Genomic DNA, 25,267 nt, shown 5'->3' on the forward strand with positions numbered 1-25,267 from the left:
ACAAAAATTCCAATAGAAATTATTTTATATCCATATATTTCAATACAATAAAAATAATTAAAGTAGAAAATCGTTAAATTCATAACTATTCATTTCAATTCAAGATTTAACAAACCCCGCTGGTGTTTAATCTTTCTCGTGGTCAATCACTCAATCACAAGTAAGCACTCAAGGGGAATTTATGTTTCGCAATAATAAGAAAAAACTGGCTGTACTAATCAGCCAATCTTTGCTCGGCTCGGTACTTTTTGCACCGGGTCTAGCACTCGCTGAAGAAAACAACAATCAAGAAGCAGCTAAAAATGGTGAAGTTGAAGTTATTCAAGTTAGAGGGATCCGTGGCAGCGTTGTTCAATCACTCAATACAAAAAGATACTCAGACGCCATTGTCGATGCAGTAACCGCCGAGGACATTGGCAAATTTCCAGATCAAAACGTTGCCGAATCACTACAACGAATTACCGGTGTTTCAATCACGCGTAGTTTTGGTGAAGGTGAACGCGTTAGCATTCGAGGCACAGGTGAAAGCCAAAACCGGACCTTATTAAATGGTCAAGCCGTTGGCTCAGCGGATTGGTGGACCAACTCTGCGGCGAGCCGTGGTTTTAACTATACAATGTTACCCTCTGAAATCATTTCTGGGCTCGAAGTTTACAAATCACCAGAAGCCGATATTGACGAAGGCTCTATAGGTGGAACCGTGATTGTTAGAACACGTAAGCCGCTTGATTTAGAAGCAAATAAAATTGCAGGTTCAATTATCGCACAGCACAGCGAAGTGTCAGGTGAAACCGACCCGCAACTTTCCGCTATGTACAACTTTAAGACCGATGATGAATCTTTTGGCGCTTTAATTTCTGTCGTTCGCCAAGAACGTAACTTGCGTCGTGATGGTATTGAAGCATGGTCTTGGACCTATCGTGATATCACACTTGAAGATGGTACCGTCGTCGACGATGTCTACAGTCCTGGCGGTGGCGGCTCGGCCATGTTCTCACAACAACGCGTGCGCACGGGTATAAACCTCGCCCTGCAATATCGTCCAAGTGAAAATATGGACATTGTATTCAATGCGTTAGACTCTACGCTTGAAGCCGATAATGAAAACCAAAACTTCCTTTGGTTACCCGGTTATGGCGGCTCACAATACACTGACATTACCGTTATCGACCATCCCGTAGTTGGAAAGATGGCCGTCGGCGGTACACTCGGCTTATCACCAGATGGTAATAACATTCTGGATGAGACCAAAGTGCGTAACTCTGAGCTCAAAACCAAATCGTACGACTTAAAAGTTGAACATCAAGGGCAACTTTGGGAATCCTCGTACCACTTAGGTTACACAGAAGGTTCGGGTGGTTCACAAGCGGATCGCTCCGTTGGTTGGGAAGGCAACTATGTTCACAGCTTTGATGCGTCACAAGAGGAAGATGTAAAGACCAGTTATGCCGCCGATCCAAACAATGGTGAGAAATGGAATTTAGGTTTTTTACGCTATGACAGCAATGATGCGAAAGATGATGAAACTTATTTTCAAGCCGATTTTAAACGCCCAATTGATGTCGCTATCTTTAACCAGATCAAGGTAGGCTTTAAATATCGTGATCACAGTCGTTTTAATACCAAACACACAACGGATAATCGTACCGACTTAAACTGGAGTCTGGCTGATTACTCCAAAGCTATGCCATCTGATTACCTATCAGGCATAGGCTCAACAGGCACAACGCGCAGCTATGCGATTACTGATTCAGACAAAATACGCCAAGAAGGTGATGCGCTGGGTTGGAATTACCGAGTGTTGAAGGCCAGTACTTTCGATATCAATGAAAAAATTACCGCAGGCTACATTAAAGCCAATCTAGATGCGGATGGTCTACGCGGTAATTTAGGTGTAAGACTGGTAAACACCAAACAAACCTCATCCGCATTTGCAGGTGAGTCAGGTGCTGAGGTATGGACAACGGAAGAAAAGGACTACTTCGACATTCTTCCAAGCATTAACTTGGCAATTGACTTAGATGACGATTTATTAATGCGTTTTTCTGCGGCACGAGTTATGTCTCGCCCAGATTACGCCGATATGACGGCATCAACTTCATACAACCTAGAAACACAAACTGGCACTGGCGGTAACCCTGACATCGACCCATATCGAGCGACGCAATTTGATACCGGTATCGAGTGGTACTTTAGCGACGCAGGTCTTTTTTCTGCGGTATTTTTCTACAAAGATATTCAGTCGTTTATCGAGAGCCAACCAGCACTTGAAACTCACGAAGGTAAAGAGGTACTGATCAGCCGTCCTGTTAATGGTAAAGCGGGCCGTATTCAAGGTCTAGAAGTAGGTTATCAACAAGAGCTATACGAAGGTTTTGGCGTTGCAGCTAACTATACCTATGTAGATGGTGAAGCCAAAGACGATGAAGGTAACGATATCACTATCCCTGGCAACTCCGAGCATACCGTTAACTTGAGTTCTTATTATGAAAACGAATTCATTAGTGCCCGTATCTCATACAACTTCAGAACAGGGTATGATACAGGTCGAGACTGGCCGGGATACATTGACGATTATGGTCAAGTAGATGCCAACCTTACCTATAATTACAATGAGAATGTGGCATTTATTCTCGAGGCCATCAACTTGACGGATGAACATACATTTAGCTATCAGGAAAAGGGAGTTGAGCAGGCACTAACGGGTGTCTATGCCGATGGAAGGCGTTTTAGCGCTGGGGTTAGATTTAACTTTTAACACCAAATAGCGAATGAAACTTTTACCGCTAAATCTGGTCTTAATAGCCGTAAAGAAAATAGTTTCATGACTCGAATTAAGTCGCTTCCAAGCTAACACAGGTTCGACTTAGTAAACTCCCTGCCCGGAGTTCCAAAAAGCTGATAGCGTTTGCTATCAGCTTTTATTATTTAAATTTCCCTTATATTGTGGTTATATAGCCTATTAAAAATGACCACAGCAACCCCAAAGAGCAGTCCGAGGATGAGTAATCAATAAAATGCGCAACAATCTCATTTCTGGGCTTATTTTTTCATTTTTTCTGAGCATAAGTTGGCTGACAAAAGCCGATCTTTACGATGCCACCCTCGCCTATCAGAATGAAGAATTCACTCTTGCATTTTCTGAATTCAATCGCCTAGCTCAATTAGGTAATGCAGACGCCATGTATAATCTTGGGGTGATGTATTTGTACGGTCAAGGAACCGCACAAAGTGCCGCAAATGCCTTTGCTTGGTTTTCATTGGCTAAAGAATTCGGTATTGCTGAAGCCTTTCAAACTGCGCAACTCGTTTTGCAGCAGTCCGACGACAAAAGTGGCCTAAAAGATTTCGTAACACTTCAAAAAAATCGTTTGGCAGACACCTACTTACTTGATTCAACACTTGCCCGGCTCAAACAACCCAATATCGTTTCTACGCCGAGTAAAACTCACGATGTATTACCTGACTACCCTGATGAGGCCGTACGACAAGGGATTGAGGGCTGGGTTTGGTTAGAGTTTGATATTGACCAAAGCGGTAAGGCAACCAATATTGAGGTCGTTGATAGCTACCCGAAGCATATATTCACCGCAAGCCTGCTAAATGCTGTAGAGAAGTGGCGGTATAGTGGTCCAAAGCAAGCACACACCTTGATTTACCATTTTGCGACATATAAAGGCGACCAATATCGCGAAACTCTAGCCATTCAAAAGAAGGCCTACGAAAAACAGCTAAGGCAGAATATCGACGCTGCAGAGCGTGGTGTGGCTCAAGTACAATACTATATTGCTAACTGGTTGAGTATGAAAGATTACAACGCGTATCAGCTGCTGCGCTATCACTGGCGCTCAGAAGAACCGGTAAATGAGCTGTATTTAGCCGCAGCCAAAAATGGCTTGGACTTGGCACAATATCGCTTAGCAACTCAGCTTATCAATGTGGGAGAGCATCAACTTAGTGTACTTTGGCTAGAACACGCAGCAAAAACCATGGATATCGCAAAATATCGCTTAGCACGATCACTGCTTACGGACGGAGAGCAGCAGAATGCTCCTCGTGCGCTACAAGTACTTACCGAAGCCTCGAATAACGGCCATTTGCGCTCCACACTTTTATTAGCAAACACTTATTTATCTCGTCTCAACGACAAAACTCAGGCCAAGACTTGGCTGCGTCATGGTCTCACCATCGATCCCGACCACCCTGAACTGCTGCTACTGTCTGCCAAGCTTACAGATAACCAATCAGAAGCCAAAAAGCTTGCCTCACAAGCGTTGAAGTCGGCATCACAGCGCAATTGGAGTAGTAAAGCAATACGCTTATTCCAGCAAAAACTAGCTAACTAACCGTACCCAACCTGAGCTTCGTAACATTGATGTCTTCATCGGTCACCGTACTCCAGTAAAACTATGTCACTTTCATAGTTATTGATCCGATTGAATATTACCTGACTGCCATCAAAGCTTGCTAGTACCTGTAACTCCGTAAACCCCGCGTAAAGGTGTAACCCAATTGGGTGAATTTCTTCGACCTTGTTTTCACTACTTAAATAGCGATAAAGCACCAGTTGGTGACCTCTTTTCAGTACAAAGTAAACCCCGTCTCGGTATACTGCTGGCTGGTAAAGAGATAAAGACCCACGTAACTGCTCTACATCAATTGTTTCAGTTAGCGCAGCAACTAGGTATTCCCTAACTTGTTCTTTGTACCCCACAAAGCTTGAGTTCTTCTGGGTCAGGGATAAATCAGACGAATGGGTCACAAGAGGTTGTTGCTCACTGCGCCCTTGAGATACGGTAAATTGCCACGCCTGCCATTTTGCTTCCGTCGAGAGCTTCGCTCGATAATACAAGTTTCTACCATCCTGTGACCAATGCAAGTCGGCAATTTCGGCAAAGTTATCAACTACTTTTTTCACTTCTTTAGTAAAAGAGCTTATTAAATACACTTTGTGCGACTTTGATAATATGGCGAGATATTCGTTATTAGGCGACAACAATAACAAAATAGGCACTTCTCCCAGCGGCATAGTACCAAGCAAACTCGACGTTGGCCGAAAAGCATGTTTATGCCACAGCTCAAATTGTGGCGCATCATTATTTTTGGCTGTCACCGACGCATACACAAAATGTGCGCCATCATCAGACAAAGCGGCAAGTAGGTCCATTCTAGCGGGCGACGTTAACTGCTTTTGCAGTGCTTCGCCTTGTGCGTCTACAGCAAGCTGATAAAAGTTAATTTCAGCCACGCCCTCAGTGTGCGCCGAAGCACGCAAGTGCGTATTGACATCAATCTCAGATATCGCACCAAATCCGGAGTATAACAACTGCTGCTCACGACCTTTAAGTACACTCAAGTTTTGTTTGGCGATAATAACCGTATCGTCCTGATAGCCATGACTCAATGCCGAAAAAGACTGCTTGGAGAGTGTGGTGATTTGCCTTTCAGGGTCCCCAAGTAGTCCCAGATTTAGCCGATAAACGCCCTGCTCTTTTACCTGATATAACAGCGTTTGTTGGTTAACTTGATAATGTGTTACATCGCGAATAGGCAACGCCGTAGTGTTGAGCACTTTAGGATGATTATCCGCAAAAGTGACCGCTACAGATTGCAAATAGGTCCCACCTTTATCCCAAGACTTAGTGATAAAATGGCCCGCTCGATATTCAAGCCAAGGTGCTGAGTCTTGTGCGCTATTACAGCTGCCAAGCACGCTATCGCGCGCTAGTCGCCACATTTCTATTGGACCTTTAACGTGTAACGCCCGTACTTCACAGGAAACCGGATCCGAGCGCGAATAAATCAGCCAGTTACCATCTAAAGACCAACTTGCTGACTCTTCACTATAACCGCTGCTTTTTATCGTATGGGTTGTTTTAGTCTCAAGATCATAGACCGCCAAATCAAATTGATCGGCTCCCTCAGCTAAATAGCTGTAGGCTAAATAGTTACCATTTGGAGAAAAGCGCACAAAGACTTCAGCACCCGGAGAGGACGTGATCCGAGTTGCTGTGACGGGCTGCTGCTGCAATTCACTTTGCCACTGCTTGGCGATAAAAACGCCAAGCAAAGTCACCACAAGACCCATAAAAAATCCGAGCATCGCAAATTGCGCGCCACGCCCACGAGACAGCTCCTCTACTTGCTCAAGTAGCGTCGGGGCTTTTTTGATTTGTGCAATACATTGATAACCTAGGCGTGGTACCGTTTTAATTATTTTTGGCTCGTTTGAACTGTCACCAAGCAGCTTACGTAGCTGTACCACCAGCTGGCTAACAGAGTTATCACTGACGATAGTACCGGGCCATACGATATCTAAGATAGCGTCTCTGGTAACAACCTGTCCCTTGTTAGCAATCAAAAGACGCAATAATGCCGCATGCTTCGCTTCGATGCTTCTCCAAGAACCGTCAACACACACAGATAAATTACTCAGGTCGACAAGTATCTCATTGATTAAAAAACGTTTATCTAAGTTTTCAACCATCAACTACTAAAAATTTGTAAAACTATGGTTAGGCTCGTAATAAAAGCGTATTATGAGTATCAACTAAAGGTAACTTACTCGTATTATAAGTTGAGCACAATGTCAGAATTTCTCATCCGAACAGTTTCTTGTAGCGCATTTTTTATCACAGCTGCAAGTTATGCCGTTGAGCAAAATCAGACAGCTGAAAATACCATAGAACGCATCGAAATTCGTGCCTTCCATGACAGCGTTGTCAAGTCTCTCAGTAATAAACGCCACAATCAACAAGTTTCAGATACGATCAGTGCTGAAGACATAGGTAAGTTTCCAGATAAAAACGTCGCAGAGGCGCTGCAACGGATCACCGGTATCTCACTCTCTCGAGCACAAGGTGAAGGTGAACGGATCGGCGTGCGAGGCACAACCCCCGAGCAAAATAGAACTTATTTGAATGGTCAATATCTCGCCTCAGCCGATTGGTGGATCTCAAGTCAGCCAAGCCGAGGCTTTAATTTTACCTTATTACCCAGTGAAATCGTCTCTAGCCTTGAGGTGTTCAAAACGCCACAAGCCATGCAGGATGAAGGCTCATTAGGTGGTGCAATCAATATAAAAACCCGCGACCCTCTGCTTACGCCTTCAGGCTATGGCGTTGTAACAGCCCAGTTCCAATACAGTGACTTGAGCGATAAACTCGACCCACAATTATCTGCAATTTATAACTACCATAGTGAAAGTGGCGACTATGCTGTGCTTTTTACCGCAACACGACGAGATCGCAGCCTCAGACGCGACGGCCTAGAATCGTGGGGATGGCACGATAGAACGTTATACCAAGGTGATGATGATAATTGGTATGCCACCCAGCAGACCCCACAAGACAAAAGCCGGACGTTGTGGTTTCCAGGAGGTGGGGGTTCGGCGATTTTTCAGCAGCAAAGAGAATTACAGGCTTATACAGTCAATGCCGCGTTCCAGCTTTCCCCACGACTTAGGTTAAATAGTCACTTACTTTATTCTCATCTAAACGCAGACAACAACAATCAAAACTTTCTCTGGCAAAGTGCAAAGTCTATCGATCTAGGCGGCGGGGTAACCGATTTACAAGTACAAGATGATACTTTGGTAAGCGCCCACTATTTACCCACAGCAGCACCGTTCAATACCAGCATGGAAGCCATTTGGCGAGACTCGCAGATCAGCACCAAAAGCGCTCATCTAGACTTAGTCTATGATGGCATTTATTGGTCGAGCCAGTTTCAAGTGGGCCTAAGCCACGGCTCAGGTGGCACCAAAGAAGACGTCACGTCACAGTTTTCTGCTAACACCCGTTTTCATGTTGATACGTCAATGCGAAAAAATATCGTCGCAAGTTATGGGATTTCACCGTTAGATGCACCGAGCTGGTTTATCACCGAAGCTCGAAATGACAGCCAAGATGGCAAAGATAAATCATACTTCGCGCAAGCCGATTTTGCGTACGATATCGACTTTAAACAGGTCGACGCGATTAAATTTGGCATTAAACTCAAGGACCATCAACGGGACTTTTTGCGCTATCGCTCAAAAGATGGAGGGCTTGATGGCCTAGCCGGCGAGCTTGGCACTACACTGGCCGCCTATCCAGGCACTTTTGTGGACGATTATTTGCGCGGTGTAGGTAATCCAAACACCTTAAAGGACTACAGTTATGCCGACATTACGCTGCTCGCCAAAGACTTCGATACGCTCAATTTTGAACAAGAGATAGAAAAAGCCAGTCGTTTTCATATTACAGAAAAAACCGCCGCCGCTTACGGTCAAATGCAACTCGCTGGTGAATCCTATGCTGCCAACATTGGGGTCCGGGTGGTCAAAACCTTTCAAGACTCTGCCGCATTTAAACGTGTCGCTTCCCCCATCGAAGCGCCCGACAGCTATATTTGGCATGAAGAATCTCGGGATTACATCGATATTCTGCCCAGTGCCAATATCAAGTTTGATTTAAGCGAAAGTCTGGTTGGCCGTTTTTCCGTTGCACGCGTCATGTCTCGAGCGCAATTTCACCACCTTATGCCCTCAACCAATTACAACGTGACCCAAGCTCAAGGACAAGGTGGTAACGCCAGCCTAGATCCATATAGAGCGGCGCAGTTTGATGCCAGCCTTGAGTGGTACTTTGACGATGCAGGACTCGCCTCAATCGCCTTATTTAACAAAGATGTGGAGTCTTTTATTGAGTTTGAGCGAAAACTTGAGCGTCATGAAGGCATTTTGATGTCTATAGATAGGCCCAGTAATGGCGCTGGCGGCAGTATCCGTGGCGTTGAACTAAGTTACCAGCAGACACTAGCGTACGGATTTGGGTTAATCGCCAATTACACCTACGTTGATGGAGAACGTGACAACGCTGACGTTGGCTTACAGGACAAAGTGCCAGGCACCTCAAAACACAGCGCTAACCTCACCGCTTACTACGAGAACCACCAATTTAGCGCGCGGCTTAGCTATAATTATCGAACCCAGTTTGCCACCGGTGTAGGCGAGACCATGATGGATAATTACGGCCAATTAGATGGCAGCCTCACGGTGAAATTAAGTGATAACCTCGATGCGCAATTTGAGTTTATTAATTTAACCGACGAACAAATCTATACCTATGATCGCAATGAGTACGCACCAACAGGGGTATATGTGAATGGTCAGCGCTACTACGCGGGGCTAAGATACCAATTCTGATTTGCATGATAATTGCGCCTGTACAAACCCTAAGAATAAATCTAGCTTTGCAGAGTGCTCTCGTTTCACTTTATATATGGCATGCAAAGTAACTTCGGGCCTATTTTGCTCGGGAAACAGCTCAACCAAAGCGCCCGAATCGATATCCCGTTGGCAGAAATAAGACGGTAGCATGGCAATCCCCAATCCTGCCAACACCGCCTCTCGAATGTGAAAGCGACTATTCGCTATCAAATTGCCTTGCAGAGCATAACTTCGAGTTCCGTCATGCCAACTATCTTCAACATGGTTAAGTTTAGATAACAACATGTTATGCCTACTCAGTTCGTCTAATTGCTCAGGCTTCCCATGAGTGGCCAAATAGCTGGGCGTGGCAACAAAAGTCGAGTTTATATTGATTAATTTCAAGACATAAAATTGACTGTCTTTGAGTGTAGCAGAAAGCCTAAAAGCGACATCAATCTCATCTTCGATTAGATCCTGATTTGCTGCGGTAAACATCAGCTCTAACTTTATTTGCGGATAGCGCTTTTGAAAGTCGATACAAATTTGGCTCAATAACATACGCCCTATCGTATTTGGAAAGGTTATTTTTAGGTGACCAGATTGATGCACTCCAACCTGTTCGACTTCTTCTTCCAAATCGCGTAGCGCGCGAAGGATCTTTTTCCCTTTTTCGTAAACCAACTTACCAGCATCAGACAATGCGAGTTTACGGGTTGTTCGATTTAAAAGTACTTGTCCATAAGACGACTCTAGCTGAGCTATCGATTTACTCACCGCTGATGTCGTGGTACCGAGCTGCTCTGCAGCTCGGCTGAACGAGTGCTGCTCAGCGACACAACACAATATTTTAAGTAAGTGAAGTTTATCATATTCCTTTCTCATTATTTCCTCTTAGGAAAAAGTCTTTACACCAAATGAATATATATTAACTAAAAATAAAAAGTAAACTTAACTCAAAAGAAAATAAAGGACATCCACATGATCACCACATCGTGCCACTGCGAGCGGATCCACTATCGTATTTTCACCACAACAGCAGCTTCTGAAATGTGCACTGGTGTGCAGTTTATTCAGGCTCTCGGTCTTATCGAAAATCCTTGTAAATCTCTCGAACGATTTGTGGTGCCGCATTCAAAAACGCAAACCATCCAAGAGCATGGTTTTTGCAAACACTGTGGTGCTTCTATCTACATCATGGATGACAAAGGTAACGTTTCTTATGCACTTAATCACCTTACGCCGTTTCAGGCTGATTATTCAGGTGCGCTGAATTTTGGCCTATAAGGGTAGCTTCTTCACTTTATCAGGCTTAACCGACAATTAATCGCAAACATTGGTTTTTATTCTGGTGACAAGTAGAATGCCTAAAAACTTCATCTTGAAGTTACAACAAGTGAATGAAAATTTAGGATAAATAATGAAACTACTTAAGTCTGCTTTGGCTTTAGCAATGGGCTTCACCAGTGCCGCAAGCCTCGCAAGCGATACCATCACCATTGAAGACATCCCAAAGATCCAATCGGTAAGCTCAACGTCGGTGAGTCCTGACGGCGAACTCGTTGCTTTTACTCGCTCGGTACCGCGTGAGCTTTACGTTGACCAAAATGGTTCTAATTACAGTGAACTTTATGTGATTGATGACGAAGGGGTAGAGCGCCCATTTATCACCGGCAAAGTCAGCATCTCAAGCATCTCTTGGTCGGCCGACGGTCAGTTCATTTATTTCCTAACCAAGAAAAAAGAAGACAAGCAACGCGCCCTTTATCGCATCGCGGTAAACGGTGGGGAAGCACAGAAAGTGCTTTCACTAAAAGGAACTGGGATCTCGGCTTATAGCCTAAGCCCTGATGGCAAACAGGTTGCGATCCTTGCAATGCCAGCTGCTGATAAGTCAGAAAAAGAGCTGAAAAAGCTTGGTTTTATGGCTGAAGTGTATGAACTGGGTTTAAAAAACAAACAGCTTCATATCATTGATCTTGCAGCATCAGAAAAACCGCTGACCCCAGCGGCACTGAACATCGAAGGCTATGTAAGTGAAATCAACTGGGCTGACGATGCCTCTAAATTACTGGTAAAAACCCAGCCAACAGCGCTTATTGATGACAAGTATATGAAGTCACAATGGCATGTACTTGATGCAAAAACACAACAAATTACCACTTCATTCAAAACAGAAGGTAAGCTTGGTACCGCAGAGTTTTCTCACGATGGTAAATACATCGCGATTTTAGGCGCTGAAGATAAGCACGACCCGGCAACTGGCCGCTTATACCTTGCCGATGCACAAAGCGGCAAAGTAGAAGAATGGATCCCGAACTTTATGGGTCACATCGGTGATTTTGAGTGGTCAAACCGTAAAAATCAGCTGACTTTTGTCGCAAATGTCGGCGCGGAAAGTTTTGTTGGCCAAATTAAAGTTGGCTCAAACAAATACAAGAAACTTATCAAAGAAGGTAAATTCATCGCATCGAATCTATCTATCTCTGATTCAGATAAAACCATTGCCCTACGTGCAAACACAGCTAAGCACCCAAATGAAGTGTTTGTGATCCGCTCAAGCAAAGCTACTCGTCTATCAAACTCAAACCCATGGTTAGACAACAAACGTTTTGCAAAACAAGAGGCTATTAACTTCAAAGCCCGCGATGGCGTTGAAATTGGTGGCGTATTAATTTATCCACTTGATTATCAAGAAGGTACACGTTATCCACTGATCATGTCGGTGCACGGTGGTCCTGAAAGCCACGATAAGAATGGCTGGCTCACGAGCTATTCAGATCCAGGCCAAATGGGCGCAGCACGCGGCTATGCAGTCTTCTATCCAAACTACCGTGGTTCGACAGGTAAAGGCGTTGATTACTCAAAACTTGGCCAAGGCGACTACGCTGGTAAAGAGTTTGACGACTTGGTAGATATGAAAGAATACCTAGTCAATACAGGTTTAGTAGACACTAAGCGTGTTGGTATTACTGGTGGCTCTTACGGCGGTTATGCCTCTGCTTGGGGTGCTACAAAACTAACAGAACACTTCGCAGCAAGCGTGATGTTTGTTGGGGTAACTAACCAACTTTCTAAGTTTGGTACTACCGATATCTCAAACGAAATGTACTTAGTGCACGCTCGCTCTTACCCTTGGGATAAGTGGCAGTGGTACCTAGAGCGCAGTCCGATTTACTGGGCTGGTCAATCGAAGACGCCATTACTAATTATGCATGGTAAAGATGATCCACGTGTACACCCAGCACAATCTATGGAGCTATATCGCTACATGAAAGTGCAAGGTAAAGACGTACGTCTAGTTTACTATCCAGGCGAAGGTCACGGTAACCGCAAAGCTGCGGCTCAATACGACTACAGCTTGCGCTTGATGCGCTGGATGGACAACTACCTAATCGAAGGCAAAAAAGACATGCCAGATTATGAAATTGACCATGCGGCGAAGCTAAAAGCCGTTAAAGACGCGAATAAATAAGTAAGCTAACTTATTGTTTTAGGGCGCTAATTTGCGCCCTTTGTTATCAAGGAAAAAAGATATTGCAATTAACTACAATCAAACTCGACACCGAGCGATTCACACTTAGACCCTTAACTTCACAAGACGCCGAAGCACTATTTGCCATATTCTCAGACGCAGACGTCATGCGCTATTGGAACACGCCACCTTGGGACTGCCTTGAGGATGCAACGCAATTTATCAAGCAATCACATGAAGATTTGACTACTCAACAAGCGATCACACTGGCCATTGTTTCGAAAATTGATGAAACATTAATTGGCAAGTGTTTACTTTTTAGCTGGGATAAAGAGTCACGTCGCGCAGAAATTGGCTTTGGTATTGCCAAATCTCACTGGGGGAAAGGTGTCATTCAAGAAGCGGGCTCTGCACTCATTAACTATGCTTTTTCAACACTAAAGTTGAGGCGTATTGAAGCAGAGATTGATCCCGCTAATACCGGCTCAGCCAAAGTGCTAACAAAACTTGGATTTACTAAAGAAGGTCACTTACGTGCTCGCTGGGAAATTGCTGGCGAAGTTTCAGACTCTGCACTATATGGCTTACTTGCAAGCGATGTAAACTAACCAAAGTGATAGCCTTTTCCCTAAATTAAATTAGCTACTTAAGTTAGTTACTCACTTTAAATCAGCGACATACTTAATGTCGCTTTGAGAACTAACCACCAATACACTCTATCAACTAAAGCACTTTGATTTTTCACATACCACTGTTAACATAAAGTCCCAAAAAGGAAACAATTTCTCAACTTGTCTTGAATTAGACAATCTACTTTGTTGATCTCACTACTTAAGGAAAGCAAAATGATAAAAAATGCAGTCGTGCTAGGACTCATCTTTAGCGCCCATACTCTCGCCTTTGACCTCGAAAATACATACCCAACCACTGAAATAAAATACTTGGATGACGGCACTGAAATCTCTGTGCCTTTTCATGTCAAGGGAGAAGCAACCAGTGCAGTCCTGGGTTTAATTAATGCAAAACGAGCAAAACGATTTTTATGGAATGACGGTTGGAAAGTTGTTACGCCAAAATGTGATGGCAAAAGCTCTGGAAAAGGTATTGCGGCTTTTTACATTCAAAAAATCACAGAAAGTCCAGCAGGAGCATACAACGAAACGGTTGCAACGTTTTTTATTCAACGCAGAAATGCGCCAGATCTCGATTTACCTTGTCCAAGCGACCTGAACTCCGTTGAAGCACAAGTAAACTTTGCAATGGCTGCATTTACAACTATCAATACTGCCAATGCTGAAAAGCAGTCGCTGGGGCTCCCTCACGACTACGCCTCATTCAACTTTCATTTGATGCTGGACAATGCAAAAGCGGTTGAGGCTGGTGAAATATGGGGTTACCCCAAACAATTGGCTCAAGTTGACATCACCCTGAGTGAAAATACACATCGTCTCGAGCTGGCCAAGAAAAATGGTAAGCCTTTGCTCAGTGCTGAATATCAGCGCAAAATTGGCACAAACACGCCACTGTACTCGGTCGGTGACAACGTTGTGCCCAGCTTTAACCTTCCCGATGAGTCTAAGATCCCTCAACTAAGTGGCGTATTGACCTCTGCCAGCGGCTGGATCTTGCCTTTCGTTGGTAAGTTTACGATTCACTCACCAAAAAGTGTCACCACACGATTTCTACGCAAAACGCAGTTTACTCCTATCGCGGTATTAGAATTCACTAACGTTGAAGGCGTTGCGCTACCACTTTACGATAGATAACATTCATTAGTATAGGCGGAGGCTTAACGGCCTCTGCTTTTAAATTACCTTTGCTTGTATTGGGTTTTGCAGTATCCGCGATTGACCGCTTTGCTTCTAAGTTTAATATGCTTAGTGTTACGGCCATTTACTCGTTGCCGCCATAGCCTAAAACTACTGGGTTTTAGGCTATGGCGCATCAACTTGATCACTTCAGGCTCACTAAGCTCAAACTGTCGCTCGATAGCTTCAAATGGCGTCCTATCTTCCCACGCCATTTCAATGATCCTGGAAATTTCTGAGTCACTAAATTGCACTTGCTTAATCTTGTTGTGTTCTAATCAGAATCACACATACGCACCGAGTGCCAAAATAGATTAAAAATACTTACGGCCAATCAATATTCCCATAGCAATGCCGATAGGCAAGGCGTACATGATTTGCCCTGATGCAACGCCCACGGCTGTGCCTATTCCCGAGCCGATAGCGAGCCCCAAACCTATTTTTCGATTGGCATTTTGTTTATCACATTTCATTGACTGTTCCATCATCTAAACCAGTAGTTAATGTGGCAAAGTAATGAAGTAATGTAAACCACCTTAAAAAGTAATACCTATTTGCTTAACAATCAGTGCCCTTCATGCTTAAACCAAGCCTGTAAAAACTCGATACATTGAAGTACCGCGGCTGGCACAAATTGGCGTGCTGGATACAGTGCATATAAGGCTAGAGTAGGTTTATCAGCATGCTGTAAAATACTAACTACCTCGCCCTTTTCAAGGGCTTCTCTACAGGCAAATTCAGGTAAAACTCCTATTCCCAAATGGCTTTTTATTGCTTGCAACATAAAAAGGACATTGTTAACTTTAAGGGAGCCTTTTATTCGCACACCTTCGTCTAATGGCCATAAGTTCTTGCGTTTTGAATAGCTGTATTCAAAACAATTATGATGAATTAAATCTTGTGCTGAGTCGATCGCAGGGTGACTAGCTAAATATTGCGGCGAGGCACATACATGATAGATAAATTGAGTAATTTCTTTACCTACATAGCTTGAGTCAAACGGGCGACTGGAAGCTCGAAAACCTAAATCGAATCCCTGTTCAACTAAGTCGATATCCTCATCTCCTAAATGTATTTCAAGATCGACATCGGGATACGCTTGCATAAAATCGGCGAACATTGCTGCCAAGTCAGTGATCCCAAGCACCATTGGCACATTCACCTTTAGCTTACCTTTTGGTGCTTGCTGCGATTCTTGTATGAAGATATCTGCATCCTCTAACTTATTGAGAATATCCCTAGCACGTTGCAAATAGCCTTCTCCCACATGCGTGAGCTGCAAATTACGCGTGGTGCGATGTATAAGCCGCGCACCAAGCTCAGCTTCTAGTCGGCTGATCTCCTTACTGATCATGGATTTGGACGTACTATATTGCTCTGCAACACGAGTAAAACTGCGTACTTCAGCTAGTTTTACAAACATTTCTATCGCTCGTAGCTTGTTCATACTTTCCTTGATTATTGTTTCCACCATGTGAACTCTTGGTTCTCATTGTAGCTATATATCAAACAGCATCTAGTTTATACACTGAGCTTGTCTTTTAGCCAAGAAGCAAATAAGGAAAACCATTATGTATACGGTATATTACCTACCAGGTGCTTGTGCGCTAGCAACGCAAGTCATATTAAGAGAATTAAAACAACCCTTCGAACTGGTTGACAAACGCAGTGTAGATAACTTTTTAGTCATTAACCCAACAGGTAAAATCCCGGTTCTTAACGATGGCGAAAACAGCTTGGTAGAAGGAGCTGCAATCCTACTTTATCTACTCAATAAACACGAAAATAACCTTCTTCCTCAAGCTGATGTTTTTCAAAAGCAACAAGCAATAGAAAACATTCTGTTTGCCAATGCCACGATGCACCCGGCTTACAATCGTCTGTTTTTTGCCACAGGCGCAATTGCTGATGAGCATGCACGCCAGCCACTTTTAGAAGCGGCAGCGGTTGCCATCAACGAATTATGGGTGTTGGTCGAGAAAAAGTTAGCGCAGCAAGCATTTTTAGGCGGCGATCAGGTTTCCACTGCGGATATCATGCTGGCTGTATATGCGCGTTGGGGCACCTATTTTCCAGTCGACATTGTCATTCCAGAAAAAGTCAGCAAGATGTTAGCTGCAGTTGAGGCAAGGCCCAGCTTTATCGCCTCGATAGCAGCTGAACAAGCACACAGTACAGGCGCATAAGCTTAATATGACTAAGCCTATTCTCAAACAGCAGGATTTAGACAAAGTAGCAGCGGTTATTCAACAATATTTTGAAGGACTACACCACGGAGATATTAAAAAGTTGGATGCGGTTTTCCATGCTGACGCGGTGCTCAAAGCTCCAGGGATGAGGCGCACCAAATCACAGTGGCTAGATTTGGTTTCATCTCGACAAACGCCCGAAAGCCAAAGCGCTGCTTTTAATTACCGTATTTTGTCGGTGGATGTTGTAAACCATCAAGCAATGGTCAAGCTGCATTGCCCACTGTTTGAACATCACTATATCGACTTTATCGGTTTACTTAAAGAAGAGGGACAATGGCGTATCGTCAACAAAATGTATGATGATCTGTAGGAGATAATCAATGCCAATCATCAATATTAAAATCACTAAGGAAGGCATTACACCTGCTCAGAAGCAAGCCTTAATAAAAGGTGCAACTCAGCTTATGGTGGATGTCCTAGATAAAGCGCCACAAGTTACTTTTGTCATCATAGAGGAAGTTGAAACTGACGACTGGGGAATAGGATTTGATCAAGTCTCTATGTTGCGGCAGCAAAACTTAAGCCCTAAATAACGCACTAAGAAAGAGGCATCAAATGGTGCTTCTTCACCTGCAAAGACAATTTTCTTGAAAAAGAATCTTATAAAATTCAGGTAAATAAAAACTTTTTTAAAAAAGTTTCTTGAAAAGTATTTGCCTCGTCCATAGATAGTATTGTGAGGACGCCGACAGGGTCCCAACCCAAACTAAGTAAATGTTTTATATGCTATTTATTGGCTTTAATTGAAGCAATAGATAGCTTAATTATCGCTTTATGAGGATACAAATTATGCGTACAGTAGACCTATCTCCACTTTATCGTTCATTCATCGGTTTTGACCATTTAGCACAGTTAATGGATGCAGCATCACGCAATGAAAAGCAACCAAGCTTTCCACCATATAATATTGAAGCCACCGGTGAAGACAAGTATCAAATTACCATGGCTGTTGCCGGATTTACCGAGCAAGAGCTTAGCCTTGAGTCAGAAAACAATACTCTGACAGTCAAAGGCGAAAAGCAAAACAAAGAAGACAAAGCTGAGCGTAAATTTATCCATCAAGGTATCGCAGAGCGTAACTTTGAGCGTAAATTCCAACTTGGCGATCACGTCAAGGTGATTGGCGCAGGACTTGAAAATGGCTTGTTAGTCATTGACCTTGAACGCGAAATTCCAGAAGCACTCAAGCCAAGAAAGATTGAAATTGGCAAAGGCAATCTCATCGAAAATAAATAATCGATTGAGGTCACTTCCCCCTGTTTTTACATGATGTCACGTTTCCAAGTCGCCCTCGGGCGACTTTTTTGTTTTGAGTACGTTTTGAGTTAGCAGCGTATATATCTATACCACCTGATTGGCGACTTAGGACTAACCATCAAACATAAAAACACAAAGATCGCTGCGTAAAGCATCTCCTACTTCGCAGTGCTGGATTTTTAAAGGTGGCACTTTAATTGGTATGGAGTTGCGATAAGTAAAACCGACTTGCTGGGTAGATTGAGCTGTGATTTTTATGTAGATAACCATTTATACTGACAGCAACCGGAAGAGGAATGTTGCCTAGCTTTCTCTCTACGTTGAGCTTCACGAGCAGCTTGTTTACTAGCTCTGTCGATTGCTTTAACAACCTTTATTGCAGTTCTTAAATCGCTTCCTCGTCTAGCCAATGTTACTCTCCTTTGCGTAATAAAGTTACGCTTATGATGCTAGCACAACTTAATTGGAGTTGTTGTTTAGATCGACTGTAACGTTAAATAAAGCTAGATGCTAACTTTTACATGGCTAAAGCAGGTTTATCAGACTTTCGATTAGGGGAAAAAGAATATCTAAGCGTGGCTTAATGTTTATCTATTCAATCAAGTTTCACTCTATATGAGACAAAAAATTAATACTCGCCGTCTTAATGGGCGTTTGCGGCTCGCTGAGCATAAAAAATAACGAAAACCCAAAAACAAAAAAGCTTGGCTATTAAGCCAAGCTTTGGGTGCGGTGCGAATAACCGCCTTACTCTTACCGACTATGATCCTTCACTTTACTTCCCTAATGACATCCAAACTCTCAATTTGGAGCTCAAAAATTCTGATAGCGATGCCTCGCTGTAAGTATTCCTTTATACCAGTTTGTTTAAACTTGCCCGAAAGAAGACGCTTAATTGAACAAATCAGTAATGTTGCCAGTTACTCAACAATAATCATAATCTTTGAACTCTATTCCCTGCTCCCTGACATCAGTTCCTTTTCCTATGTCACTCCCTTGCGCAGGTAAATTTATTTCTCCAGCTCTAATTAGCCTTTAAAATTTGCGAATTCTGTTTCGCTTAGCTCGCCGTTTGCGTCAGCGTCTAATTCTTTAAATTGCTCTGCCAGTGCAGTATGCGCTTGCGCTTCACTCATGCTGATTGTGCCGCTTTGATCTGTATCTAGCGCAGCGAAGTCTTCACCCGCCATTGCATTAACAGACGCGAAAGATAAACCTGTGATTGATAGTGCTGCTAGTAAATTTTTCATGATCTTCTCCTTAACGATTTAAATAATGTGATAACTCGGCAAATTAACCTTCGTAGTTATCAAATTCTGCTTGGCTTAGTTGACCGTCTTGGTCTGCGTCTAGCTCGTTAAATTGAGCAAGAAGGCCTTCATCTGCTTTTGCTTCTTCAATAGAGATGTAGCCGTCACCATTCATGTCTAGTTTGTCGAAATCCGTGTTTGCATGTGCACCTACTGATGCCAAAGTCATTACTGCTGCTGATACTGCGATTGCTAGATTTTTCATCGTGCTTTCCTCATAAAATTAAAAACTAAATTCTGTGTTAAACGTTTTGCTATTAAAGCTAAAAACTGATTTTGCGTTTCGTTTTTCGCTTTCGAGATAACTATTCCAACTTTGATGCCAACATTGAAAAAACACCGTTTATCAATAAGTTAAGTTTAATCACTTAAAAAGATTAAGGTTGGATTAAGGCTGGCTGTTGCTAAATGGCAACAGTTAAAAAAGAGAAAAATAAAAAGTCTTTATTTTTCTTAATGTTAGATTGTCGCAGCTTTGCAACAGGTAAATTTTTGGATGGAAAATTTTGCAAATCTCGCAACGTCATTTGATTGAAATTTGTGCACCCTTTTAAAGGATTTAGCATCGTGAAAAAAATTTTTTCTCAGTCATTACAAAAACAGGCACTTATTGCCATGTTTATTGGTGTGCTTCCTATACTCACACTGACTTTGTGGTACGCCCAAGCACTATCCAAAAATCAACAAAAAACACAGGGTATTTATAATAAGAATCAAAAGCTTATTCTTGAATACAACTTTATAAAAGCAGATATCAGTGCGCTTGAAAAAGCACTGCAAAATAATCAGCTGCTGCAAAGTGAAACACTGCAAGAAAGCATCGAGCAGAAGTGGCAAAACACCAAAAAACGCATTCAATTATTAAAAATAAACCTACCCGATTCGCTGTTTGTTGCTAAATGGCGACAATTCGCTCCCGATGAGATCAATGCCACTTCAAAAGCTGAAGAGTTCCAACAATTGGTTAAGGTGCTTAATCAATTCGAGGAAAGCTTTCAGCAAACACTTAATAAGCGCTTGTCTGATCAAGAAGCTCATTTCGTGCAGCTGCAAACATGGTTTATGTTTGGTCTCGTTATCTTGCTACCCACCCTTATCGTGATCAGCATATTTTTGATCAATCGGATTTGTCAGCAGCTTAATCAGGTAGAATCTGCAGTATCTGAGGTAGGTAAAGGTAATTTAGATAAGTCGGTAGAACTCTCTGGCAGCCATGAATTGCAGCAATTGGGTGACAGGTTAAATTGGTTAAGGCTCGAACTTAAGCGTATTCAACAACAAAAGGAAACCTTCTTGCGCCATGTTACTCATGAGCTTAAAACCCCTTTAGCATCGCTAAACGAAGGAAGCAGCTTATTAAATAGTGGATTGCTTGGAGATGTTAATCCAAAACAACAACGTATTCTCATCATTATGGAAAACTCTGTTGCAAAGCTTGGATCCTTGATCGATGATTTGCTCAGCTATAGCGCGGCCAGTCACCCCGATAGCCTACATCACGACGCCGAAATGAATCTTATCCAAGAAGAGGTCTCAAAGCATCTTAGCGATAAGCTAGGAAAGACTGATGTGATAGTGAACTGGCAAAATCATGATGACCTAAAAGTACCTTATCTTCCGTGCAAATTAGTGTTAACTCAGTTAGTGAGCAATGCCATTGATCACGCTAAAAGCAATGTCACTATTTCAATTGAAGAACAAAATGGCGAAGTATTGTTGATAGTCCGTGACGACGGTGATGGCATCGACATCAATGAAGCCGATTCATTATTCCAGCCATTTGTTCGTGGTGAGAAAAATAAAAATAATAATGGCAGTGGCTTAGGTTTAGCCATTGTCTCTGAGTGTGTGAAGCAATTAAAAGGCTATGTGAAATGGCTATCAGTAGAATCTGGCGCCAGTATTCAAGTCGCCTTTCCAAAAAGGGATCCAAAATGAAATACATCGTATTAAGTATCACGCTATTTTTGCTCGGTGGTTGCGCCACAACGGAGCAAAACGTCAAGCAAACAAAGCAGTTTATTGGCCCTGTAAAAACAGAAACCAGCGCTAAGTTTGTGCCTTTAGCTGAGGTGATCAAAGCCTTAGTCAGCCAATGCGCCAAAAAACATAACGTGACATTTAACGATTACTATAAAGGCGCGCTGCACTTACAAGGCTTTATTCACACCTATTGCGGTACAGACTCAACCACCAAACAACTTAAAGCCATTGAAGAAGTAAAACTACAAGATTATTGGCCAGACGATTACAACATTTGGTTTGAATCGTTAGCTTGGCATACTCAAAGCCTTCGTGAGCAAAAAATCAGTAATTATTACTCTGACAATAAGGCGCAACAGCACCAAGAGCAATTGTTACAGACACAAAAACAGCTTGCCGAGCTAAAACAAAAGCTTGCTGACATAGAAAAACAACGTTTAGAAACCGATCTTTCTGAAAACCCATCACTTGAGGAGGATTCACTATGAGTCAAACACAACAAGGCGCAAAGTTACTTTTAGTGGATGACGATACGTCTTTAACTGAGCTACTGGCAATGCGTTTAGAAAGTCACGGCTACGAAGTTGAAGTTGCGCACCGCGGTACGCAAGCGTTAAATATCCTCAAGCAAATGCCTATCGACTTGGTCATCACCGATTTGAAGATGGCGCACATGAATGGCTTTGAACTTAATGAGCAAATAAAGAAGTATTATACTGGCATGCCCGTTGTGATGATGACCGCTCACGGCTCTATTCCTGATGCTGTAGATGCCATGCAACAAGGCTTTGTGAGCTTTTTAACCAAACCCATTGACTCTCAGCAAATGCTCGATGTCATCAATGAGGCGCTTGCAGGAAAAGTAAGAACCGCACAAACTTCGGATCCAAATAACTTCCATGGGTTGTTATTCCAAAGTGCCGCAATGCGTCAATTGGTACAGCAAATTCAAGCGCTTGCCAGCAGTAACGCAAATATTCTTATCCAAGGCGAGAGCGGTACCGGTAAAGAAGTGACGGCAAAAGCAATCCATTTAGCCAGTAATCAAGCGCAAGGCCCATTTATTGCGATTAACTGTGGTGCTATGCCCGCTCACCTGTTGGAGTCTGAGCTATTCGGCCATAAAAAAGGCGCGTTTACCGGCGCGGTGAGCGACAAAGAAGGTCTAGTACAAGCAGCAGATGGCGGTACCCTATTCCTTGACGAAATTGGTGATATGCCGCTTGATTTGCAAGTTAAATTACTGCGTGTTTTACAAGAGCGAACCGTTCGCCCGGTGGGTGGCCAAACCGAGCATAAGGTCAATGTTCGTTTTGTCTCTGCAAGCCATAAGAACATTCAAAGCGCCGTTGCGGAAAAGCAATTTCGTGAAGATTTATACTATCGCTTAAACGTGGTGTCTGTTGAAATCCCAAGCTTAAGAGAGCGATTGGAAGATATTCCACTACTTGCATCACGCTTCTTAAGTGCACTTAGCGATGGCGAAAAGCAATTTAACCAACAAAGTATTACGCATTTGCTGAATTACCATTGGCCGGGCAACATCCGTCAGCTCCATAATATTGTGGAGCACTGTGTTGCTATTACGCCAGGTAAAATGATCACTGAAGATATCGTACAAAAAGCCCTGCCTAAGGATAAAGAGCAGAATGCGTTTACGGGATTAAATGAAGCGAAACGCCAGTTTGAGTATGACTACATCCAAAAAGTACTGGCACTTTGCGAAGGGAATGTGTCGGAAGCTGCAAAACTTGCGCAACGTAATCGCTCTGATTTTTACAAATTACTTAAAAAACATGAGATCCAATGCTAAACCTATTAGAGGGGTAACATTAGTTTTAATTTCTGAGGCGCGTTGATTGGTCAAATTTACCACTGCAAAGTGCTTGCAATGCGGACTTTAACGGGCCACGCCGTGGCTCATATTTTGCCCTGAGAATATGCGCTCCTTCAAGGAGCATAATAAAAACACTCGGATATTTAAGGGTTGTCTGTATGAAAATGCGCAAAAAGCTCATTATTAGCTTTGTTCTCACTGTGATCATTCCTATTTTAGCGATTTCTGTGGTCAGCATTTCTCAGACCAAAAGCGACTCTCTTGATAAATTCCTTGATGCTTCTGGCAATGAGATAAGGCAAGCCGAGCAGTCTTTTGTACTGTTTTTTGAGCAGATGAAGAAAAATGCTCGCTTCCTCGCCGAGTCCAAGGCTGTACAACAAGTGAGTCAGGACACTACCACTTATTTTGGTGCAGAGAAACCGATGACTCCGCTACAAAACGGTCAAACCGAAAGCAATATTTTTGAACTTTACCGCGCATTTGGGCAAACCCACGAAGAATTATTGTTTGTATATCTTGGCACCGGATCCGGTGGTTTTATTCAGTATCCTGCGGAGCCTCTTGGCGATTATGATCCAAGAAAGCGCCCTTGGTATCAAAACGCCTCTAAAGATCCCAGCAAGGTTATCCTTACCGAACCTTATCAAGGAGTAACGGGGCAAGCCATGGTTTCTGTTGCCACAGGTATAAAACGTGACGGCAAAGTAATTGGTGTGCAATCATTAGATGTAACGCTTGCTACACTGACCGATATCGTTAGCAATATTCGTCTCGGGGAGTCGGGATATTTAATCCTTCTTGATGCCGAAGGCACTGTACTTGCCGATCCCAAAAATAAAAATCATAACTTTAAACACATTAAAGATCTCACCAGCCCACTTTACAAGGCCATTCGCAGCGCCACAAACGAACCCTACCTCACTATTGAAACTGATAACAAGACCTATGATGCTAAGATTTATCGCTCTGACACACTCGGTTGGCAATTTATCGCGGTGATCGATGAAGATGAAATCTTAGCTTCAGCTTACGATATGACGATTAGTATCACTATTATCGCGGTCATCATGGTGATTTTGTTTATTATTATTGCAATAACACTTGCCAACAAGATAGTTGAACCTATTGAAATGGTGTCTGACGGTCTAAAAGAAATAGCACAGGGTGAAGGCAACCTTTCCAAACGTTTACAAGTCGTCACCAATGATGAAATTGGAGAGCTGGCCGCATGGTTCAATAAATTCTTGGACTCAATTAATGCACTCGTAAAAGATATTCAAAGTAATGCCTCAACATTGAATGATGCTGCATTAGGGTCACAAAAGAGTATCAATGATATCCGTAATCAATGCCATGCGCAGGCTGAAGACTCCGCCAGTGCTACCACGACCACTGAAACTGTGGAGCAGCTTGCTGCACAGATCAGTGAAAGCTGCGGTCATACTTTGGAGGATGTCGTCACTGCAGACGATCACGCTCAGCGTGGTAACAGCACGATAGAAAGTACAGTATCGCAGGTTGCGAGGCTTAATCATTCGTTGGCTGAGTCCGCCAACGCCATGAACCAACTCGAAAGTGAAAGCCAAGATATCACTAATATTTTAGGCGTGATCCGTTCTATCGCAGAGCAAACTAATCTTTTAGCATTAAATGCAGCGATTGAGGCTGCCCGTGCAGGTGAACAAGGTCGGGGCTTTGCGGTGGTTGCTGATGAAGTAAGAACGCTTGCGCAGCGCTCACATGACGCCACGCAGGAAATAGAGCAAGTGTTAACCAACCTCATCGCTCAAACGAGGACGGTATCAGCCCAAATGACATCAAGCGTAAGCGAATCTGAGACGACTATCAAACAATCACAAAGCGCTCAACAAGCATTTACTGATATCGCTCAGGCAGTATCAAGAATTAAAACTTCGGTTTCAAATATAGCGTCACAGGCCTCATTACAAGGAGAAAATGCAGGTCACACAAGGCGTTTGATTGACTCGGTGGATGTTTCTGTACGACAAGTCGGAGAAGAAACGGCAGCATTAAACGCAGGTGCTGACCAATTGGTTAGTTTAGCCAAAGACTTAGAGCGTTTGGTTGGCCGCTTTGATATTGACTGAATAGAAAACTAATATCTTGTTTTTCGCAATTGTTACAAAATATC

Annotated in this window: 22 protein-coding genes; 15 read left to right on the forward strand and 7 right to left on the reverse strand. The window is 43.1% G+C overall.

What is annotated here, in order from left to right:
- The first annotated feature begins 181 nt into the window (after positions 1-181).
- Together JJQ94_RS02610 and JJQ94_RS02615 are read left to right on the forward strand one after the other, a co-directional pair.
- Complete coding sequence (locus JJQ94_RS02610) at positions 182-2,758, forward strand: TonB-dependent receptor (RefSeq protein WP_099031677.1); 2,577 nt, start codon at positions 182-184, stop codon at positions 2,756-2,758.
- Positions 2,759-3,017: 259 nt separating this feature from the next.
- Complete coding sequence (locus JJQ94_RS02615) at positions 3,018-4,346, forward strand: TonB family protein (protein WP_099031678.1); 1,329 nt, start codon at positions 3,018-3,020, stop codon at positions 4,344-4,346.
- A gap of 35 nt (positions 4,347-4,381) precedes the next feature.
- On the opposite strand, the gene JJQ94_RS02620 is transcribed toward JJQ94_RS02615, so the two are convergent.
- The gene (locus JJQ94_RS02620) at positions 4,382-6,487 is read right to left on the reverse strand and encodes a winged helix-turn-helix domain-containing protein (protein ID WP_099031679.1); all 2,106 of its coding nucleotides are present in this window, start codon (positions 6,485-6,487) and stop codon (positions 4,382-4,384) included.
- Between the two features lie 99 nt (positions 6,488-6,586).
- Between JJQ94_RS02620 and JJQ94_RS02625 the strand changes: the two genes are divergently transcribed.
- Positions 6,587-9,187 (forward strand): TonB-dependent receptor, encoded by a 2,601-nt coding sequence (locus tag JJQ94_RS02625; RefSeq protein ID WP_099031680.1) that lies wholly within the window; start codon positions 6,587-6,589, stop codon positions 9,185-9,187.
- Here the strand turns inward: JJQ94_RS02625 and JJQ94_RS02630 are convergent.
- A complete protein-coding gene (locus JJQ94_RS02630) occupies positions 9,170-10,075 on the reverse strand; it encodes a LysR family transcriptional regulator (RefSeq protein ID WP_099031681.1) in 906 nt (301 codons plus the stop codon). The two genes, JJQ94_RS02625 and JJQ94_RS02630, sit on opposite strands and share 18 nt — an antisense overlap.
- A 96-nt stretch (positions 10,076-10,171) precedes the next feature.
- Here JJQ94_RS02630 and JJQ94_RS02635 point away from each other — a divergent pair, with 96 nt between their 5' ends.
- The 4 genes from JJQ94_RS02635 (at position 10,172) to JJQ94_RS02650 (ending at position 14,431) form a co-directional block, all read left to right on the forward strand.
- The gene (locus tag JJQ94_RS02635) at positions 10,172-10,477 is read left to right on the forward strand and encodes a hypothetical protein (protein WP_099031682.1); all 306 of its coding nucleotides are present in this window, start codon (positions 10,172-10,174) and stop codon (positions 10,475-10,477) included.
- Positions 10,478-10,610: 133 nt separating this feature from the next.
- Positions 10,611-12,665, forward strand: coding sequence for a S9 family peptidase (locus JJQ94_RS02640; RefSeq protein ID WP_099031683.1), 2,055 nt, complete (start codon positions 10,611-10,613; stop codon positions 12,663-12,665).
- A 62-nt stretch (positions 12,666-12,727) separates the two neighbouring features.
- Positions 12,728-13,273, forward strand: coding sequence for a GNAT family N-acetyltransferase (locus JJQ94_RS02645; RefSeq protein WP_099031684.1), 546 nt, complete (start codon positions 12,728-12,730; stop codon positions 13,271-13,273).
- Positions 13,274-13,510: 237 nt separating this feature from the next.
- A complete protein-coding gene (locus JJQ94_RS02650) occupies positions 13,511-14,431 on the forward strand; it encodes an acetoacetate decarboxylase family protein (protein WP_099031685.1) in 921 nt (306 codons plus the stop codon).
- A gap of 44 nt (positions 14,432-14,475) precedes the next feature.
- Here the strand turns inward: JJQ94_RS02650 and JJQ94_RS02655 are convergent, their stop codons facing one another.
- From JJQ94_RS02655 to JJQ94_RS02665, 3 genes are all read right to left on the reverse strand, one after another.
- Positions 14,476-14,688: a TIGR03643 family protein gene (locus tag JJQ94_RS02655; RefSeq protein ID WP_236596480.1), complete on the reverse strand. Its 213-nt coding sequence runs from the start codon at positions 14,686-14,688 to the stop codon at positions 14,476-14,478.
- Between the two features lie 99 nt (positions 14,689-14,787).
- Positions 14,788-14,946 carry a hypothetical protein gene (locus JJQ94_RS02660; RefSeq protein ID WP_172439981.1) on the reverse strand — a complete coding sequence of 53 codons (159 nt, stop codon included), beginning with the start codon at positions 14,944-14,946 and terminating at the stop codon, positions 14,788-14,790.
- A gap of 92 nt (positions 14,947-15,038) precedes the next feature.
- The gene (locus tag JJQ94_RS02665) at positions 15,039-15,920 is read right to left on the reverse strand and encodes a LysR family transcriptional regulator (protein ID WP_099031687.1); all 882 of its coding nucleotides are present in this window, start codon (positions 15,918-15,920) and stop codon (positions 15,039-15,041) included.
- A 124-nt stretch (positions 15,921-16,044) separates the two neighbouring features.
- Here JJQ94_RS02665 and JJQ94_RS02670 point away from each other — a divergent pair, with 124 nt between their 5' ends.
- From JJQ94_RS02670 to JJQ94_RS02685, 4 genes are all read left to right on the forward strand, one after another.
- Positions 16,045-16,659, forward strand: a complete 615-nt coding sequence (locus JJQ94_RS02670) for a glutathione S-transferase family protein (RefSeq protein WP_099031688.1) — start codon at positions 16,045-16,047, stop codon at positions 16,657-16,659.
- A gap of 7 nt (positions 16,660-16,666) precedes the next feature.
- Positions 16,667-17,035: a nuclear transport factor 2 family protein gene (locus JJQ94_RS02675; protein WP_099031689.1), complete on the forward strand. Its 369-nt coding sequence runs from the start codon at positions 16,667-16,669 to the stop codon at positions 17,033-17,035.
- Between the two features lie 10 nt (positions 17,036-17,045).
- The gene (locus tag JJQ94_RS02680; protein ID WP_099031690.1) at positions 17,046-17,258 is read left to right on the forward strand and encodes a tautomerase family protein; all 213 of its coding nucleotides are present in this window, start codon (positions 17,046-17,048) and stop codon (positions 17,256-17,258) included.
- Positions 17,259-17,514: 256 nt separating this feature from the next.
- Positions 17,515-17,961: an Hsp20 family protein gene (locus tag JJQ94_RS02685; RefSeq protein ID WP_010379331.1), complete on the forward strand. Its 447-nt coding sequence runs from the start codon at positions 17,515-17,517 to the stop codon at positions 17,959-17,961.
- Between the two features lie 1,049 nt (positions 17,962-19,010).
- Here JJQ94_RS02685 and JJQ94_RS02690 read toward each other — a convergent pair.
- Together JJQ94_RS02690 and JJQ94_RS02695 are read right to left on the reverse strand one after the other, a co-directional pair.
- Positions 19,011-19,232, reverse strand: coding sequence for an EF-hand domain-containing protein (locus JJQ94_RS02690; protein WP_099031691.1), 222 nt, complete (start codon positions 19,230-19,232; stop codon positions 19,011-19,013).
- Between the two features lie 43 nt (positions 19,233-19,275).
- Complete coding sequence (locus JJQ94_RS02695) at positions 19,276-19,497, reverse strand: EF-hand domain-containing protein (protein WP_010369619.1); 222 nt, start codon at positions 19,495-19,497, stop codon at positions 19,276-19,278.
- A 362-nt stretch (positions 19,498-19,859) separates the two neighbouring features.
- On the opposite strand from JJQ94_RS02695, the gene JJQ94_RS02700 reads away from it, so the two are divergent.
- From JJQ94_RS02700 to JJQ94_RS02715, 4 genes are all read left to right on the forward strand, one after another.
- Positions 19,860-21,230, forward strand: a complete 1,371-nt coding sequence (locus JJQ94_RS02700) for a sensor histidine kinase (protein ID WP_099031704.1) — start codon at positions 19,860-19,862, stop codon at positions 21,228-21,230.
- Positions 21,227-21,763, forward strand: a complete 537-nt coding sequence (locus tag JJQ94_RS02705) for a hypothetical protein (RefSeq protein WP_099031692.1) — start codon at positions 21,227-21,229, stop codon at positions 21,761-21,763. The genes JJQ94_RS02700 and JJQ94_RS02705 overlap by 4 nt, the downstream gene beginning before the upstream one ends.
- Positions 21,760-23,088, forward strand: coding sequence for a sigma-54-dependent transcriptional regulator (locus JJQ94_RS02710; protein ID WP_017217572.1), 1,329 nt, complete (start codon positions 21,760-21,762; stop codon positions 23,086-23,088). Before JJQ94_RS02705 ends, JJQ94_RS02710 begins: the two co-directional genes overlap by 4 nt.
- Positions 23,089-23,270: 182 nt before the next feature.
- The gene (locus JJQ94_RS02715) at positions 23,271-25,223 is read left to right on the forward strand and encodes a methyl-accepting chemotaxis protein (protein WP_099031693.1); all 1,953 of its coding nucleotides are present in this window, start codon (positions 23,271-23,273) and stop codon (positions 25,221-25,223) included.
- Positions 25,224-25,267: the final 44 nt, after the last annotated feature.

It is taken from the genome of Pseudoalteromonas sp. GCY, assembly GCF_016695175.1.
Classification (GTDB): Bacteria; Pseudomonadota; Gammaproteobacteria; order Enterobacterales; family Alteromonadaceae; genus Pseudoalteromonas.